The following is a 15020-nucleotide window of genomic DNA, read 5'->3' on the forward strand; positions in this document are numbered from 1 at the left end:
GGGGCTTGAGACGTTGAGACGAAGAGACCTGCCTCTCTGGCGGCCGGGCATGACCCCGGCCCGGAGAGGCAGGTCGCGTCTCGTACGACGGATGACCGGGCGCCGGTGAGTGCGTCAGCCGGCCGTCACGCCTTGCGGCCCGGCGACCCCCACTTGGCCTCGAACTCCTCGGCCGAGAGCTTGTACCAGTCCGCGTTCTTCTCGATGTACGACTTCCACTGCTCGGGGACCTCGTCCTCGGGGAAGATGGCCTCCACCGGGCAGGCCGGCTCGCAGGCACCGCAGTCGATGCACTCGTCGGGGTCGATGTAGAGCTGCTGCACCTCGTCGTATTGCCCCTCGGACTTGCCCGGGTGGATGCAGTCGACCGGACACACCTCGACGCAGGAGGTATCCTTGGTGTCAATGCACGGCTCGGCGATGACGAACGCCATCTATCAACCTCTCCTCCCGTCGCTGCTCCATTATACCCTCTTTATGGCTGCCGCAGGGGCAGGCGAGGTGCCCCGACCCCCAAGGCCACCAGTAGGATACCACGCGCCCGCCCCGGATCCTAGGCAGGAGTCGCGTTTTGTCGTGCACCGGCCGTGACGGGCGCCAGGGGGCGAGAGCATGAGCCGGGCCATGCGCAAGGCCGAGAGGCTAAGGCGGCTGCATCCTGACGCTGGAGGTCGGGCACACGCTCCAGCTCGAGCCGTGGATCCGCTCCTGGGGGCCGTGGGTCGAGGTGCTGGAGCCCGAGGAGCTCCGCCGGACCATCGCCCGGCAGATGGAGGCCGCCGCTGGCCTCTACGAAAGGCCGGGTACGCCGCCTCCACTCGTGGCGCTCGCCGCGGGGGAGCCCGGGCGCCCTGTCGCAACGAGAGCGACCCTCTCCTCCCCGCAGGCCTCAGCGTAGTTGCAACAAGAGCCCGAGGGTGGCGGCCGCCAGCGTGGGCGGCATCACGAGCAATCCCATGCGCAGGTACTGCCATCCGCCGACCTCGACGCCCCGTTGCCGCAGCAGCGTGAGGGAGAGGATGGTGGCCAGCGACCCCACCACCGTCAACAGCGGGCCGATGTTGACGCCCAGCAGGAGTGCGTAGGGCGCAAGTCCGCCCAGGGCTCCCTCGCCTCCGGCGTCGATGGCGGCGTCGGCCTCCAGCGCGCCCATGCCCAGGAGGGTCATGGGGATGTTGTTGACGAGGTTGCTGCCCAGCGCGGTGAGGGCGACGAATCGCCCCAGCGACTCCAGCGTCGCCCACAGGTCGGTCGGTCGGCTGGCGGCATGGCCGCTCAGGGTCTCGGCTGCCGCCGCCGGGGTGAGAGCCGCCGCCACCAGCTCGCGACCGGCGCCGCTGGTGCGGAAGCCCTCGATGACCACGAAGAGCCCCATCACGAACGGGATGACGGCCCAGGCCACACCCCGCACGAAGAAGCTGGGCGTCACCTCGCGCCGACGCAGGGCCAGGACGGCCGAAGCGATGCCGCCGGCGACCGCCACCGGCCAGAGGGGGACGCCCACCCATCCGGCCACGCCGAAGCCCAGGATGGTCACCGCCGAGATGCCCAAGCTCCACCGCAAGAAGGGAGAGCGGCTCAACGCCCGCACCTGCACCTCGAGCGCCCGGGTGTCGAGTCGGCCCTGGAGGCGGCGTCGGAAGACGGCGTACAGCAACCCCAGGTTGACCGCCCCGGCCAGCAAGGCGGGCAACGCCATGACCCGCGCGAACTCCCAGAACGGCAACTCGTAGCGTGCCTGGATGAGAAGGTTGGTCAGGTTGCTGACCGGCAGCAACAGCGACGTGACGTTGGCCACGTAGACGGAGAGGAAGGCGAAGGGCACGGGGTCGGCCCCTGCCTGCTGCACCAGCCGGAAGACTACCGGTGCCAGCACCACGGCGGTGGTGTCGAGGCTGAAGAGGATGGTCACCGCCGAGCCCAAGAGGTAGCTGGCCACGAAGAGCCGCCGCAGGCTGCTGCCGGCCAGGCGGGCCGTCCAGAGGGCGGCCCACGTGAAGACCCCGGCCCGCTCGGCCACGGCGGCCACCACCAGCACACCGGCCAGGAAGGCCAGCACCGGCGAGGTCTCCCGAAGCACCGGCGCGGCGGCCCCGGGATGTACCGCGCCGAGCAGCAGCATCAAGGCCGCGCCGGCGCCCGCGACCCAGGCCTCGTGGATCCCGCGCGGCCGCCACAAGATGCCGGCCACCGTCGCGGCGAAGAGGAGCCCGACCAGCCAGGAACCGCTTTGGAGCACGCCTGTCCACCCCGGCCGAACGAATGCTCCCCGATCCTAGTCGCGACGGCGAAAAGCCGGCAAGGTCCGGCGCCGAGACGCGGGGGCGCCCACCGTCATCCAGCGCCGACCTTGCCAGCGCAAGACGTGGCGGGCGCCCCCAGACCCCCGGATGCCCGGCTGCCCGATGGGCACACGAAGTGCCGCCCCCCACGCCGCGAGCCGCGGGCAACGCACGCCGAGCGTGCTGGCCGCGAGAGCGACCGTGCTGCAAGGAGACCGCCCCGGCCTCGCCGAATCGGGTGGGTGCCACGCCACCGGTTTCGGCATCTCGCGCCGCGGCCAAAGCGGTGCCGCTGCGGGAGGACGGCACTCTTGAGTATTATCATGATACGGATCGGTATCCTGCGCAACCGCGGGATGCCCGGTCAGCTTGTCCCTATCTGCCGCCAGAGTAGGCCCCCGGCTCTTGCGTTACTCGATCGTCGTGACGCGCCGCCGGGAAGGGTGTCGCTCCCTTGGGCGTGTCACGGGCGGGCGTCCGCTGGCTCCTTTAGGGGACGGCCGAGATGAGAGCCGATGGGGCGGGCGTCGGCCGCCTGCGCGCCGTCTTCGGGCAGCGGGTGAGGGAGATGCGCACGCGCCAGGGCCTGACCCAGCAGCAGCTGGCCCAACGGGCGGGGATGCACCCGGCCTACGTCGGAGGCATCGAGCGGGGGGAGCGCAACATCACCCTCGACGGGGTCGACAGGCTGGCCCGGGCGCTCGGGGTCTCCCCGGCAGAGCTGATGGCCTCGCCCCGAGAAGGGGCGACGGGCGGGTACGAAGCTCGCTGGCAGGAGCTCGTCTACCAGGCCCGGGCGCCAGGAGAGCTGGAGCTCGCACTGGACGTGGCCCGCTTCGTCCTGGATCGGCTGCACCGCATGGGCGGCCGACGCTGGGAGGCGGCGGAGGGGACGGGTGTCCCGGAGGGTGGGCGCTAGTACTACGTCCCACAAGTTCGTTCCCTGGACATGACGGCTCCTTGACAACCTAAACCGGCACAGCCGGGCAAGAAATTTCGCAGGGCAGCAGGAGTCCGGCCGAAGGGCGCGAACTGGCGCCACGACGGGATCCGGAGACGTTCGCGGGGGTCAAAGGTGACCCGGAAACGGCTGCCCGTATGGCGATGCGGAGCGCGGACCCGGTGAGCTGGCCGCTGCCCGAGCTCACCGCGGACCAGCGCAAAGCGCTGCGGGAGTGGAAGTTCGGCCAGAAGGTCGAGCACCGGCTCTGGCTGCGGGCTTCCATCATCTGGGGCTGTTTCACCACCGTTCCTCGGTCGCACGAGTCGCCGCCTGCGTCGGCGTCACGGAGCGGACGGTCCGCAAGTGGCGGGACCGGTTCCTCGAGGCGGGCGTCGCCGGCCTCTACGATCGACCCCGCTCGGGGCGACCGCCGCGCTTGGCCCGGAGCAGCGCTGCGAGGTGATCGCCCTGGCCTGCGACGCCCCCGCCAACTACGGCTTCGAAGGCCAGACGCTCTGGACGTACGACACCCTCACCGATGCCGTCCGACGGACCCTCGGTTTGCCGATGAGCCGGAGCAGCATCTGGCGGACCCTGGAGCAAAACGCCCTGCGGCCTCACCGGGTGCGCATGTGGCTGCACAGCCCGACCCGGACTTCAAGCCGAAGGTGAACCGCATCGTCGGCCTGTACCGGGACCCACCGGACGATGCCGTCATCTTGTGCATCGACGAAAAGACCGGGATGCAGGCGCTGGAGCGCAAGCACGAGACGCGCCGCGCGATCCCCGGCAGGCCCGGGCGCTGCGAGTACGAATACATCCGCCATGGGACCCAGTCGCTGTTGGCCGCCTTCGACATCCGTACCGGGCGCGTCACGGCGCGCTGCGGGCCGACGCGGACGGCGGAGGACCTGGTGAGCCTCCTGGAGGCAGTCGCCGAGGCGTACCGGGAGGCGGCGCGGATCATCGTGATCTGGGACAACCTCGACATCCACCATGACGGCCCGCAGGCGCGGTGGAGCCGCTTCAACGCCCGTCACGGCGGGAAGTTCGAGTTCGTGTACACGCCGCGGCATGCGTCGTGGGTGAACCAGGTGGAGATCTTCTTCTCCATCCTGCAGCGCCGGTGCCTCAAGCACGGGGACTTCCACTCCGCCGAGGAACTGCGAGAGCGCGTGCTGGCCTTCATCGCCCGGTGGAATACCGAGGAGGGTCACCCCTTCCACTGGACCTTCCGGGGGTACCCGATGCAGGAGAGGGCGGTGGCATAAGTGCCGCCAAGGCCTCCTTGGTGGGACCGGCCCGAGGTGCGTCGAGTCCTCAATGAGGCAGCCCGGGAGGAGATCCAGCAGCTCCTCACGGCCCGGGGGTTCACCCACCTGGGCGTGCTGAGCCGAGGCCGTCACCTGGTCATCTACGCGGAGGAGGGGGGCGAGAAGATGCCGCGCCTTCGCTTCGGCCGCATCGACCAAGGCCGGTACGCGCTGGACATGGCCAACCACCGCGGGGGGTGGGAGCCCACGCCCTTCACCGGAACCCTTGCCGAACTGTTCAGCCTGGTAACCGAGCAGTTCGGCTGGGTTCTCCTGGAGCTCTAGCCGCATCTTCCTCTCGCTCCTCTTGTGACGTTCCCGCGGCAGTGAACGAACTTGTGGGACGCACTACTAGTCACGGAGCCGCCATGGCGCCGGAGGCGGGGCTGAAAGGAAAGGACTGCCACCCGGTCGAATCCTGAATCGTCGGGCCCTCGCACGCCTGGCCCCACGAGTCGCCGCGTGAGGGGATGACGCGATGGACTCGCCTGCCGTCTCCATCTCGCCACCGGCCCGGCCCCTGGTGCTGGCCCACCGGGGCGCCTCGGCCCACGCCCCCGAGAGTACCCTGGCCGCTTTTCGTCTCGCGGTGGAGTCGGGGGCGGACGGGATCGAGCTGGACGTCCACCTCAGCCGGGACGGCGAGCTGGTCGTCATCCACGACGATCAGGTGGACCGCACCACCGACGGGCGCGGCTGGGTGCACGAGATGACCCTGGCCGAGCTGCGCTCCCTGGATGCCGGCAGGTGGTTCGGCCCGGGCTTCGCCGGCGAGCGCATCCCCACCCTCGCGGAGGTCCTTGAGGCCGTCGGAGGGGCCCTGCGGCTCATCAACATCGAGCTCAAGGCGGGCCCGTCGAGCCGCCCTGGCCTCGTGCAGCGGGTGGTCGAGACGGTGCGGCGTCTGGGGCTCGAGGAGCGCTGCGTCATCTCCTCCTTCAACCACTTCGCGTTGCGAGAGGTGAAGCGGATCGAGCCGTCCCTGCGCACGGGCATCCTCTACGTGGAGGGCCTGGTGGAGCCCTGGATCTACGCCCGGCAGGTGCCGGCCGACGCGTTGCATCCCCCGCACTACGTCGTCATTCCCGAGCTCGTCGAGGGAGCCCACCGGGCAGGTCTGGCGGTGCACACCTGGACCGTCGACGCACCCGACGAGGTGCGCCGGGTCGCTGCTTGCGGGGTCGACGCCATCATCACCAACGACCCGGCTGCCGTCCGGTCGGTGTTGGGCCGATGAGCGCACAGAGGCGGTCGGAGGCGGTCGACCCGGCGAAAGGAGCGCAGCCGCCCGTGGCGTTCTCCTACGGCAGGCTGTTCGTGCTGGGTCTGGGCTTCCTGGTCATCACCCTGAGCTGGTCGGTCTACAACGCCTACGTCCCCCTCTTCCTGGGCGAGGCGCTGGCCGACCGCCCCTACCGGACCGCTCTCGTGGGTGCCATCATGACCTTCGACAACGTCGCGGCGGTCACGCTGCAGCCCTGGGTGGGTGCGCTCAGCGATCGCACGTGGACCCGCATCGGCCGGCGCATGCCGTACCTTGCGGCAGGCATCCCGGTCGCGGCGCTGTCCTTCACGCTGATTCCGCTGGTGCGGGCCCATCTGGCCTGGATGCTGGCCGGCCTCGTCGTCATGAACGTCGCGATGGCCACCTTTCGAGCGCCGGCCGTGGCCTTGATGCCCGACATCACCCCATCGCCCCTGCGCAGCAAGGCCAACGGCATCATCAACTTCATGGGGGGCCTCGGGGCGCTGGTGGCCCTCTTCGGCTTCTCGTCGCTGTACCGGGTCGACCCGGCGCTCCCCTTCGCCGCGACGTCGGTGCTGATGCTGGCCGTGCTGGCCATCTTGCTGCGCGCCATCCGCGAACCCCGGCCCGCAGAGGGCCCGGCCGCCGCCGCGACCGACGATGGAGAGGCGGGCGGGGCGCTGCAGGCATCGAGCAGGGCCGGGGGTGGCATCTTGCGGGCGCTGGTGGAGGTCTGGCGGGACCCGGATCGCAGCACCCGCCACCTGCTGCTGGCCATCTTCTGCTGGTTCATCGGATGGAGCGGGGTCGAGGCCCTCTTCACGTTGTACGGGGTGGAGGTGTGGGGGATGCAGCCCGCGGACGCCTCCTTCGTGCTGGGCTTCTTCCCCCTGGCTTTCCTGATCTTCTCCATCCCGGCGGGCATCATCGCCACGGCCGCGGGACGACGCCGCACCATCCTGGCGGGTCTGGCGGGGCTGGTCGCCATGCTGCTCGTCATGGCGGGCGTAGGGCCGGGGATGGGGCTGCGGGTGGCGCTGCTGGGGGCCGGACTCTTCTGGGCCCTGGTCAACATCAACTCCTATCCCATGGTGGTCGACGCCACCACCGCGAGCCGCACCGGGGCCTATACGGGGCTCTACTACCTCTTCTCCACCCTGGCCGCCATCGTGGCGCCACCCGTCTTCGGCTGGCTGATGGATGTGCTGGGCCGGGGCGTCATGTTTCCGGCGGCGGCGGTCGCGATGGCCGTGGCGTCCGGGCTCATGCTGCGGGTGCGCCGGGGAGAGGCGCCGAGGACGGCGGCCGCGGCTGCTCCCGATCAGGCCGCTGCCAGCTGAGGTCCGCTCGGATGGCCGGTGGCACGCCGCGCCAGCACCAGCTCCAACAGATGCAGGTTGAAGGCCTCGTGCAGGGCGACCACGGGATCGAGCGCCGGTAGCGGCAGGCGCGGCTCGTACTCGCCACAGATGTCGAGACCCACGAGGCGGGTGTCGCCCAGGCGCATGGTCAGCGCCTCGATCGTCCGCAGCAGGTCGCGCGCCGCCAGAAGACCGCCGCCCCACCGCCCCGGCAGCTCCTCGCCCCGCACCACGTCCTTGTCGACGGAGACGTAGACGGCGGCATCGCCGAGGAAGGCCACCAGGTCGTCGACGGCCGCCTCGAGGCCGGCCTCCAGGGACGTCACCCGCCGGAGCCGGGGGAGGGCCGCCTCCAGCTCGTCCGCGGTTGCCCGCAAGGCCGGGTAGACCCGCAGGCGCCCCTCCCGCGCCGCCGGCGCCACAGCCTGCAGCAGCCGGGGGGCGAGGAGCCCCTGCGAGCTCAACGGGCCCACCCCCACCAGGGCCACGGCCGCCACGTGGCGCATGGCCAGCACCTCGGGCAGCCACGACCCGCAATGGATGTAGCCCGGAGGGGGCACGCTCCACTCCGGGTGGGCGTCGAAGACGACCAGGGCCATCGGGCGGCTTGGAGCCCCGTCGGGCCCCTCGCTCCACGCCAGGGCCATGGCGGCCGTGAGGTGGTGGAAGTCGCCGGCCCCCAGGAAAAGCGCGGTCTGTCGTGCGCGACCCAGCTGGCGCGCCAGGGCCGGCAGGGCCCGGTGTGGCATGAAGTAGCGATACGATGCGGCAGGTGGTGTCGTCGTCACGAGTTGGGGAGCGTACGCGTCCACGAGCCGGGCCTGCTGCCTCACCACGCCGGCGCTGTCGACGATGGTGACGCCCCGCAGCATGCATGCCCGCCACCTGGACCAGGGTCGCTGCCATTCCCAATCTACCAGCCTTTCGCCCAGATGCAAGGGCCGGTCCGGAGGCCCACCGTTGACAGGGGCAGTGACCCGACGTAGAATGCAGCGAGATGATACCCTCATGGGGTATCTGCGAACGGAGGCCCGCGCATGACGGATGCCAGGACCGAGATGGCGGTCGAGTCCCGTGACGCAAGGCCGGTCCGCGCCACCCTCGACATCGGGGGCATGACCTGTGCCTCGTGCGCGGCCCGCATCGAGCGCAAGCTGCAGCGCACCGAGGGCGTGACGCACGCCACGGTCAACCTGGCGCTGGAGAAGGCGGCCGTCGAGTGGGACCCCCGTCGGGCCTCGGCGGCATCCCTGGTCGACGCCATCCAGTCGCTGGGGTATCAGGTGCGCACCACCGAGCGTCGCTTCCGCATCGAGGGCATGACGTGCGCGGCCTGCGCCCAGCGGGTCGAGAGGGCGCTGTCGCGCCTGCCGTCCGTGGTGCAGGCCACGGTCAACCTGGCCACCGAGACCGCGACGGTCCGGTACGTGGGCGACCTGTCCGACGACGAGGTGCGGCGGGCGGTCGAGGCGCAGGGGTACCGGGCGTCCGAGGCCGAGCCGACCCCCGACCGGGAGCGGGAGGCCCGAGCCCGAGAGATCAGCCGCCAGCGACGGCTGCTGGCGCTGTCGGCTCTCTTCTCGCTTCCCCTCTTGACCTACATGCTGGGCGAGCTGATCCCGACCCTGGGCCGAGCCCTGCCGTCCGTCGTCTTCGACCCCTGGTTTCAGCTCGCCATGGCGACGCCGGTGCAGCTGGTCGCCGGCTGGCAGTTCTACCGGGACAGCTACCACAACCTCAAGAACCGCAGCGCCAACATGTCCGTCCTGGTCGCCATGGGTACCACGGCGGCGTACCTGTACAGCCTGGCCGTCACCCTGGCCGGGCCGCTGGTGCCGGGCGCGCACCACGTCTACTTCGAGACCAGCGCCATCATCATCACCCTCATCATCCTGGGCAAGTACCTCGAGGCGGTGGCCAAGGGCCGCACCAGCGAGGCCATCCGCAAGCTGATGGGCCTGCAGCCCAAGACGGCCCGGGTGCTGCGTGACGGGGCCGAGGTCGAGGTGCCCGTCGAACAGGTTGAGGTGGGCGACCGCATCGTGGTGCGGCCGGGCGAGAAGATCCCCGTCGACGGGGTGGTGGTGGAGGGCTACTCGGCCGTCGACGAGTCGATGCTGACCGGCGAGAGCCTGCCCGTCGACAAGGGGCCGGGCGACATCGTCATCGGCGCCACCCTCAACAAGACGGGCCGGTTCGTCTTCGAGGCGACCCGGGTGGGCAAGGAGACGGCCCTGGCCCAGATCATCCGCATCGTCGAGGAGGCCCAGGGCCGCAAGGCCCCCATCCAGCGCTACGCCGATCGGGTGTCGGCCTACTTCGTGCCCGCCGTCATCGCCGTCGCCGCCGTCACCTTCTTCGTCTGGTACCTGTGGGCGGCTCCCGGCGACTTCACGCGGGCCCTGGTCAACTTCGTGGCCGTGCTGGTCATCGCTTGCCCGTGCGCCATGGGGCTGGCGACGCCCACCTCCATCATGGTCGGCACCGGCAAGGGAGCCGAGCGCGGCATCCTCATCAAGGGCGGCGAGCACCTGGAGCTGGCCCACAAGCTCAATGGCGTCATCCTCGACAAGACCGGCACCATCACGCGCGGCGAGCCAGTGCTGACCGACGTCGTGGCGCTCGGCTCCGGCGAGGATGGGGGGCCGCAGGCGGCGCTCGAGGTGCTCCGCACGGCCGCCTCGGCGGAGGCGGGCTCCGAGCACCCGCTGGGGCAGGCCATCGCCCAGGCGGCCCGTGACCGGGGGCTGACGCTGGAGCCGCTGGCCGGCTTCGAGGCCATACCGGGCCATGGAGTGCGGGCGGAGGTGGCCGGGCGGCAGGTGCTGGTCGGCAACCGGCGGCTATTCGCCGAACGCGGCATCGACGTCAGCCAGGCCGAGCCGCACGTGGCGCGCTTCGAGGAGCAGGGCAAGACGGCCATGATCGTGGCCGTCGACGGGCGCGTGCTGGGTGTGGTAGCCGTGGCCGACACCGTCAAGGAAGGCTCGGCCGAGGCCATCCGGGAACTCCAGCGGATGGGCATCGAGGTCTACATGCTCACCGGCGACAACCGCCGCACGGCCGTGGCCATCGCCCGTCAAGTGGGCATCGACGAGGCGCACACGTTCGCCGAGGTACTCCCACAGCAGAAGGCCGACAAGGTCAAGGAACTGCAGGTGCGGGGCAAGGTTGTCGGCATGGTGGGCGACGGCATCAACGACGCGCCGGCCCTGGCCACCGCCGACGTCGGCTTCGCCATCGGCACCGGGGCGGACGTCGCCATCGAGTCAGCCGATGTCACGCTGATGAGCGGCGATCTGATGGGGCTCGTCGACAGCATCCGCCTCAGCCGCGCCACCATCCGCAACGTCCGCCAGAACCTCTTCTGGGCCCTCTTCTACAACACCGTCGGCATCCCGGTGGCGGCCGCGGGCTTCCTGTCACCGGTGCTGGCAGGGGCGGCGATGGCGTTCAGCTCGGTCTCGGTCGTCACCAATGCGTTGCGGCTCAGGCGGTTTCGATTCAGCGACCGCCGGGCGCCGGAGCGGCGCCACGGCGGCGGAGATGGAGGGGGTCATGGAGATGGCCGTGTGCCTGCCGTGCGGGATGCAGGTCGACGAGAGGACCGCCCGGTTCACGTCACAGCATGAGGGCAAGACCTACTACTTCTGCGGGCCGGGCTGCAAGCGGGCCTTCGACGCCGACCCGGAGCGCTACCTGAGGGGCGACGCCGGCGAGGGCCACCCGTCTCACCACGACCACGGCCACCACGCGCACGGACACGGGTCGCCCGGCGTCACACGTTGAAGCGGAACTCGATGACGTCGCCATCCTGCACCACGTAGTCCTTGCCCTCGAGGCGCAAGAGGCCGCGCTCGCGCGCCCGGGCCAGCGAGCCGGCCTCCTTGAGGTCGTCGAAGGCCACCACCTCCGCGCGGATGAAGCCTCGCGCGATGTCGGAGTGGACCTTGCCGGCGGCGTCTCGGGCGACGGTGCCCCGGGTGATGGTCCAGGCCCGCACCTCGTCCTCGCCGGCCGTCAAGAAGGCGATGAGGCCGCAGGCATCGTAGGCTGCCCGCCCCAGCCGCTCGACGCCGACGGGCAGCGTCAGGTGGAGCTCCTGCGCGAAGGCCTCCCGTGACTCCGCGTCCAGCTCCGCCAGCTCCAGCTCGAGCCGGGCGGCCAAGTCGACGACAGCCTCGACCCGCCCCAAGGCGGCCCTTTGGAGCTCGTCGCGGCCGGGGTAGTCTCCCCCCGCGGCCAGCTGGGCGTCGTCGAGGTTGACGGCCAGCAGCACCGGGCGGAAGGTGACCAGCGAGTAGCCCTTGAGCAGGGCGGCCTCCTCGGGATCGAGGGCAGCCTTGCTCAGCGGCAGGCCCTGCTCCAGGACCTGCAGGCACCGCTCGAGCACGCTCAACTCCCGCTCGATATCTCGACGCTGGGCCTTGGGCACCGACTGTGTCGAGCGCAGGCGCTCGATACGGCCCTGCACCTGGCTCCAGTCCAGCAACAGCCACTCCTCCCACAGACGGCGGAAGTCGGCGACCGGGTCCACCCGGCCCTCCGGGTGGGGCACGCTGCGCTGCTCGGGGTCGAAGGCCCGCACCACCAGGGCCACGGCGTCGAGCCGGTGCAGCGCCTGCAGATGAGCGGGCCCCAGGGCAGGCACCTCCACCCACTCGATGGTGGCGTGGGTCACCTTGCGGGGCCGGTACTGCTCGGCCAGCCAGTCGACCCTCTCGTCGGGGATGCGGGCTACGACCACGCCCGATGCCGGGGCCGACGGCGCGGCCCCGTCGCCGGCGCGCGGAGCGCCTCCCTCCCCCGGGCGTGTCGCCAGTCGGGCCCAGGCCGCAGCGGCGGCCATGAGCGTGGACTTGCCAGCCATCGGCAGGCTCACCAGACCCAGACGCAAACCGAGCCATCCTTTCCCTGCACGGGGATCGTCTCCATCGGCCCGGGTTGCATTCTCGGCGGCATCCCCGCCTCCTCCCGTGCGGCAGGGTTGGCGCGGGGCGGATGGTAGTCTTACGCTGAGACGTCGGAGCGAGGATGACGCCCATGAGCAAGTCGGCCCCCCTCGACGAGCGGATCCTCGAGGAGCTGCGGCAGATCGTCGGTCCCGACGGCGTGGTCATCGACCCGGCCGAGCGGGCCGTCTACGGCTACGACGCGACGCCGGGCCACCGAGGTCGGCCCGATGCGGTGGTCTTTCCCACCAGCACCGAGCAGGTGCGAGAAGTGGTGGCCCTGGCCGCCCGGGAGCGGGTGCCCGTCATCCCCAGGGGCAGCGGCACCAACCTGAGCGGGGGCACGGTGCCGGTCTCGGGCGGCATCGTGCTGGCCCTGACCCGGATGAACCGCATCCTGGAGATCGACGAGGCCAATCTGACCGCCACCGTGGAGCCGGGCGTCATCACCAGCCAGTTGCACCGCGCGGTCGAGCAGCGAGGGCTCTTCTACCCGCCCGACCCGGGCAGCCAGGCCATCTCCACCATCGGGGGCAACCTCGCGGAGAACGCCGGAGGCCTGCGAGGGCTCAAGTACGGCGTGACCGGCGACTACGTCATGGGCCTGCAGGTGGTGCTGGCCAGTGGCCAGCTCATCGAGACGGGCGGCAAGAACGTAAAGGACGTCGCCGGCTACGACCTGACCCGCCTCTTCGTGGGCTCCGAGGGGACGCTGGGCGTCATCACCCGGGCCACGCTCAAGCTCTTGCCGTTGCCGGAGCACCGCCGGGTGGCCCTGGCCATCTTCTCGCAGCTGGAGGCGGCGGCGCGGGCCGTCTCGGCCATCATCGCCGCGCACATCATCCCGGCCACGCTGGAGTTTCTGGATCGGGGCACGGTCGAGGCGGTCGAGGACTACGCCCACGTCGGTCTGCCGGCTGGCGCCGAGGCCGTGCTGCTCCTGGCGCAGGACGGGCCCCGGGAGGCCGTCGACCGCGAAATCGAGCGCATGGCGGAGATCTGCCGGCGCGAGGGGGCAGGGGAGGTGCACGTGGCCGCCTCCGATGCGGAGGGCGACCGGCTGATGGCGGCGCGCCGCTACGCGCTTTCGGCCCTGGCCCGACGGCGCCCCACCACCATCCTGGAGGACGCCACGGTGCCCCGGTCGCGCCTGGCCGAGATGGTGCGGGCCATCCAGGCGGCGGCCGAGCGCCACCGGGTGGAGGTCTGCACCTTCGGGCACGCCGGCGACGGCAATCTGCACCCCACGTGCCTGACCGACGAGCGCGACCGCGAGGAGATGGCTCGCGTCGAGGCGGCCTTCGAGGAGATCTTCGAGGCGGCCGTGCGCCTGGGCGGGACCATCACGGGAGAGCATGGCGTCGGCCTCGCCAAGCGCGAGTACCTGCCGTGGCGGCTGAGCCCCGCCACCCTGGATGTGATGCGGGCGGTCAAGCAGGCCCTGGACCCGCAGGGGATCCTCAACCCGGGCAAGATCTTCGCCGAGCAAGGTCGTCGACGCCGCGTGGTGCATGCCGCATGAGCGTGCAGGCGGAGAGGGTCCCCTCCCCGGCGGCGTCGGGCATGACGGGCACGACGCAGCGGGCCGCGTCGGACTGGCTGGACACGGCGGGCGATCTGACCTATCGGTGCATCCGCTGCGGCTTTTGCCTGCCGGCCTGTCCCACCTACGGTCAGACCCTGCTCGAGCCGGAGAGTCCCAGGGGGCGCATCGCGCTGGTACGGGCCGCCTACGAGGGGATGCTCTCGCTGAGCGACGTCGCTCCGCACCTGGACCTGTGCATCGGGTGCCGGGCTTGCGAGACGGCGTGCCCGGCCGGCGTGCCCTACGGCGCCATCCTGGAGCAGGCTCGGGCGGCCGTCGAGCGGCAGGTGGCGCGGCCCTGGCCCGAGCGTCTGGTCCGCGCCGTCGGCATCGGGCGCATATTGGGCTCGCCGAGATGGCTGAGGCTGGGCGGGTGGCTGCTGTGGGCGTATCAGGCGACGGGCCTGCAGCGGGTGGTGCGCGCGACCGGGCTCTTGCAGCGGCTCTGGCCCTCGCTGGGTCGATTGGAGGCGGTCCTGCCGCCGGTCCCAGCTCCGTGGCGCAAGGCCGGCTCTCGGGGCGCCGGCACGCGGACGGGGGTGCCCCGCCGGGGGCGGGTCGCCTTCTTCCTGGGTTGTGTGCAGGAGATGGCCCTGGCCGACGTGAGCCGGGCGGCCATCCGGGTGTTGGAGGCCGCCGGCTTCGAGGTGGTGGTGCCTCAGGGCCAGGGGTGCTGCGGCGCCGTGCATGCCCATGCCGGCCAGCTGGAGCAGGCCGTCCGGCAGGCCCGCCGCAACATCGAGGCCTTCGAGCGGGTGCAGGCCGACTACGTCGTCAACATCGCCGGCGGCTGCGGCGCCCAGCTCAAGGAGTACCCCAAGCTGCTGGCCCACGTCCGGGACGGGGATCGGGGGCGCGACCCGGAGCGACAGCGGTGGCTCGAGCGCGCCCGGCGTTTCGCGGAGCGGGTGCGGGACTTCTCCGAGCTGCTCGCGGACGCTCCCCTGCCCCCCATGGGACGGCTGGAGGGCGTCGTCACCTATCAGGACTCGTGCCACCTGCGCCACGTCCAGCGGGTGGTGGAGCCTCCGCGCCGGCTCCTGCGGCGCATCCCGGGCCTGACCTACGTGGAGCTGCCCGAGGCGGACCGGTGCTGTGGAGCGGGCGGCATCTACAACCTGACCCAGCCCGAGATGAGCGAGCAGGTGCTCGATCGCAAGATGGCCCACGTGCGCGCCACCGGGGCCACCATCCTGGCGGTGGCCAACACCCCCTGCCACCTGCAGCTCCTGGTGGGCGCCCGCAAGAGCGGCCTCGACCGGCAGGGCCTGCGGGTGCGTCACATCGCCGAGCTCCTCGACGAGGCCATCGCCCGCGGTCGCGTCTCGGGAGACTGAG

Annotated in this window: 16 protein-coding genes; 12 read left to right on the plus strand and 4 right to left on the minus strand. The window is 71.3% G+C overall.

Annotated elements, in window-relative coordinates:
• Positions 1–125: 125 nt before the first annotated feature.
• Positions 126–434: a 4Fe-4S dicluster domain-containing protein gene (locus VLY81_RS05015; RefSeq protein ID WP_324669936.1), complete on the minus strand. Its 309-nt coding sequence runs from the start codon at positions 432–434 to the stop codon at positions 126–128.
• Positions 435–658: 224 nt separating this feature from the next.
• On the opposite strand from VLY81_RS05015, the gene VLY81_RS14565 reads away from it, so the two are divergent.
• The gene (locus VLY81_RS14565) at positions 659–898 is read left to right on the plus strand and encodes a WCX domain-containing protein (protein WP_405001335.1); all 240 of its coding nucleotides are present in this window, start codon (positions 659–661) and stop codon (positions 896–898) included.
• Here VLY81_RS14565 and VLY81_RS05020 read toward each other — a convergent pair.
• Entirely contained in the window at positions 890–2239 is a 1350-nt protein-coding gene (locus VLY81_RS05020; RefSeq protein WP_324669937.1) for an ArsB/NhaD family transporter, read from the minus strand. The two genes, VLY81_RS14565 and VLY81_RS05020, sit on opposite strands and share 9 nt — an antisense overlap.
• Positions 2240–2787: 548 nt before the next feature.
• On the opposite strand from VLY81_RS05020, the gene VLY81_RS05025 reads away from it, so the two are divergent.
• The 7 genes from VLY81_RS05025 to VLY81_RS05050 all read left to right on the plus strand — a co-directional run bounded on the left by VLY81_RS05025 (position 2788) and on the right by VLY81_RS05050 (position 7124).
• Positions 2788–3201, plus strand: a complete 414-nt coding sequence (locus tag VLY81_RS05025; protein ID WP_324669938.1) for a helix-turn-helix domain-containing protein — start codon at positions 2788–2790, stop codon at positions 3199–3201.
• 256 nt (positions 3202–3457) lie between these two features.
• On the plus strand, positions 3458–3688 hold the full coding sequence (locus VLY81_RS14570) for a helix-turn-helix domain-containing protein (protein ID WP_405001290.1): 231 nt from the start codon (positions 3458–3460) through the stop codon (positions 3686–3688).
• A complete protein-coding gene (locus VLY81_RS05030) occupies positions 3685–3897 on the plus strand; it encodes a hypothetical protein (RefSeq protein ID WP_324668534.1) in 213 nt (70 codons plus the stop codon). The genes VLY81_RS14570 and VLY81_RS05030 overlap by 4 nt, the downstream gene beginning before the upstream one ends.
• Positions 3894–4496 carry an IS630 family transposase gene (locus VLY81_RS05035; RefSeq protein ID WP_324669939.1) on the plus strand — a complete coding sequence of 201 codons (603 nt, stop codon included), beginning with the start codon at positions 3894–3896 and terminating at the stop codon, positions 4494–4496. Before VLY81_RS05030 ends, VLY81_RS05035 begins: the two co-directional genes overlap by 4 nt.
• Before the next feature lie 36 nt (positions 4497–4532).
• Entirely contained in the window at positions 4533–4823 is a 291-nt protein-coding gene (locus VLY81_RS05040) for a hypothetical protein (RefSeq protein ID WP_324667953.1), read from the plus strand.
• Between the two features lie 193 nt (positions 4824–5016).
• Complete coding sequence (locus VLY81_RS05045; protein ID WP_324669940.1) at positions 5017–5775, plus strand: glycerophosphodiester phosphodiesterase; 759 nt, start codon at positions 5017–5019, stop codon at positions 5773–5775.
• A complete protein-coding gene (locus VLY81_RS05050) occupies positions 5772–7124 on the plus strand; it encodes an MFS transporter (protein WP_324669941.1) in 1353 nt (450 codons plus the stop codon). The genes VLY81_RS05045 and VLY81_RS05050 overlap by 4 nt, the downstream gene beginning before the upstream one ends.
• Here VLY81_RS05050 and VLY81_RS05055 read toward each other — a convergent pair.
• Positions 7106–8017 (minus strand): arginase family protein, encoded by a 912-nt coding sequence (locus VLY81_RS05055; RefSeq protein ID WP_324669942.1) that lies wholly within the window; start codon positions 8015–8017, stop codon positions 7106–7108. The genes VLY81_RS05050 and VLY81_RS05055 overlap by 19 nt on opposite strands.
• Before the next feature lie 165 nt (positions 8018–8182).
• Between VLY81_RS05055 and VLY81_RS05060 the strand changes: the two genes are divergently transcribed.
• Positions 8183–10777 (plus strand): heavy metal translocating P-type ATPase, encoded by a 2595-nt coding sequence (locus tag VLY81_RS05060; protein ID WP_324669943.1) that lies wholly within the window; start codon positions 8183–8185, stop codon positions 10775–10777.
• Positions 10734–10934, plus strand: coding sequence for a YHS domain-containing protein (locus VLY81_RS05065; RefSeq protein ID WP_324669944.1), 201 nt, complete (start codon positions 10734–10736; stop codon positions 10932–10934). Before VLY81_RS05060 ends, VLY81_RS05065 begins: the two co-directional genes overlap by 44 nt.
• Here VLY81_RS05065 and VLY81_RS05070 read toward each other — a convergent pair.
• Entirely contained in the window at positions 10924–12042 is a 1119-nt protein-coding gene (locus VLY81_RS05070; protein WP_324669945.1) for a DUF933 domain-containing protein, read from the minus strand. The two genes, VLY81_RS05065 and VLY81_RS05070, sit on opposite strands and share 11 nt — an antisense overlap.
• 146 nt (positions 12043–12188) lie before the next feature.
• Here VLY81_RS05070 and VLY81_RS05075 point away from each other — a divergent pair, with 146 nt between their 5' ends.
• Positions 12189–13619, plus strand: a complete 1431-nt coding sequence (locus VLY81_RS05075; RefSeq protein WP_324669946.1) for an FAD-binding oxidoreductase — start codon at positions 12189–12191, stop codon at positions 13617–13619.
• Between the two features lie 41 nt (positions 13620–13660).
• Entirely contained in the window at positions 13661–15019 is a 1359-nt protein-coding gene (locus VLY81_RS05080) for a (Fe-S)-binding protein (protein WP_324669947.1), read from the plus strand.
• The last annotated feature ends 1 nt before the right edge of the window (position 15020 follow it).

The sequence above is a fragment of the Limnochorda sp. LNt genome, from assembly GCF_035593265.1.
GTDB classification, from domain to species: Bacteria; Bacillota; Limnochordia; order Limnochordales; family Geochordaceae; genus Geochorda; species Geochorda subterranea.

What these genes read in the sequence shown, in the direction of transcription:
- VLY81_RS05075 (WP_324669946.1), top strand. Translation starts at nt 12,189, where the DNA reads ATGAGCAAGTCGGCCCCCCTCGACGAGCGGATCCTCGAGGAGCTGCGG.
- VLY81_RS05055 (WP_324669942.1), bottom strand. Translation starts at nt 8,017, where the DNA reads ATGCTGCGGGGCGTCACCATCGTCGACAGCGCCGGCGTGGTGAGGCAG.
- VLY81_RS05045 (WP_324669940.1), top strand. Translation starts at nt 5,017, where the DNA reads ATGGACTCGCCTGCCGTCTCCATCTCGCCACCGGCCCGGCCCCTGGTG.
- VLY81_RS05065 (WP_324669944.1), top strand. Translation starts at nt 10,734, where the DNA reads ATGCAGGTCGACGAGAGGACCGCCCGGTTCACGTCACAGCATGAGGGC.
- VLY81_RS05050 (WP_324669941.1), top strand. Translation starts at nt 5,772, where the DNA reads ATGAGCGCACAGAGGCGGTCGGAGGCGGTCGACCCGGCGAAAGGAGCG.
- VLY81_RS05060 (WP_324669943.1), top strand. Translation starts at nt 8,183, where the DNA reads ATGACGGATGCCAGGACCGAGATGGCGGTCGAGTCCCGTGACGCAAGG.
- VLY81_RS05015 (WP_324669936.1), bottom strand. Translation starts at nt 434, where the DNA reads ATGGCGTTCGTCATCGCCGAGCCGTGCATTGACACCAAGGATACCTCC.
- VLY81_RS05025 (WP_324669938.1), top strand. Translation starts at nt 2,788, where the DNA reads ATGAGAGCCGATGGGGCGGGCGTCGGCCGCCTGCGCGCCGTCTTCGGG.
- VLY81_RS05080 (WP_324669947.1), top strand. Translation starts at nt 13,661, where the DNA reads ATGACGGGCACGACGCAGCGGGCCGCGTCGGACTGGCTGGACACGGCG.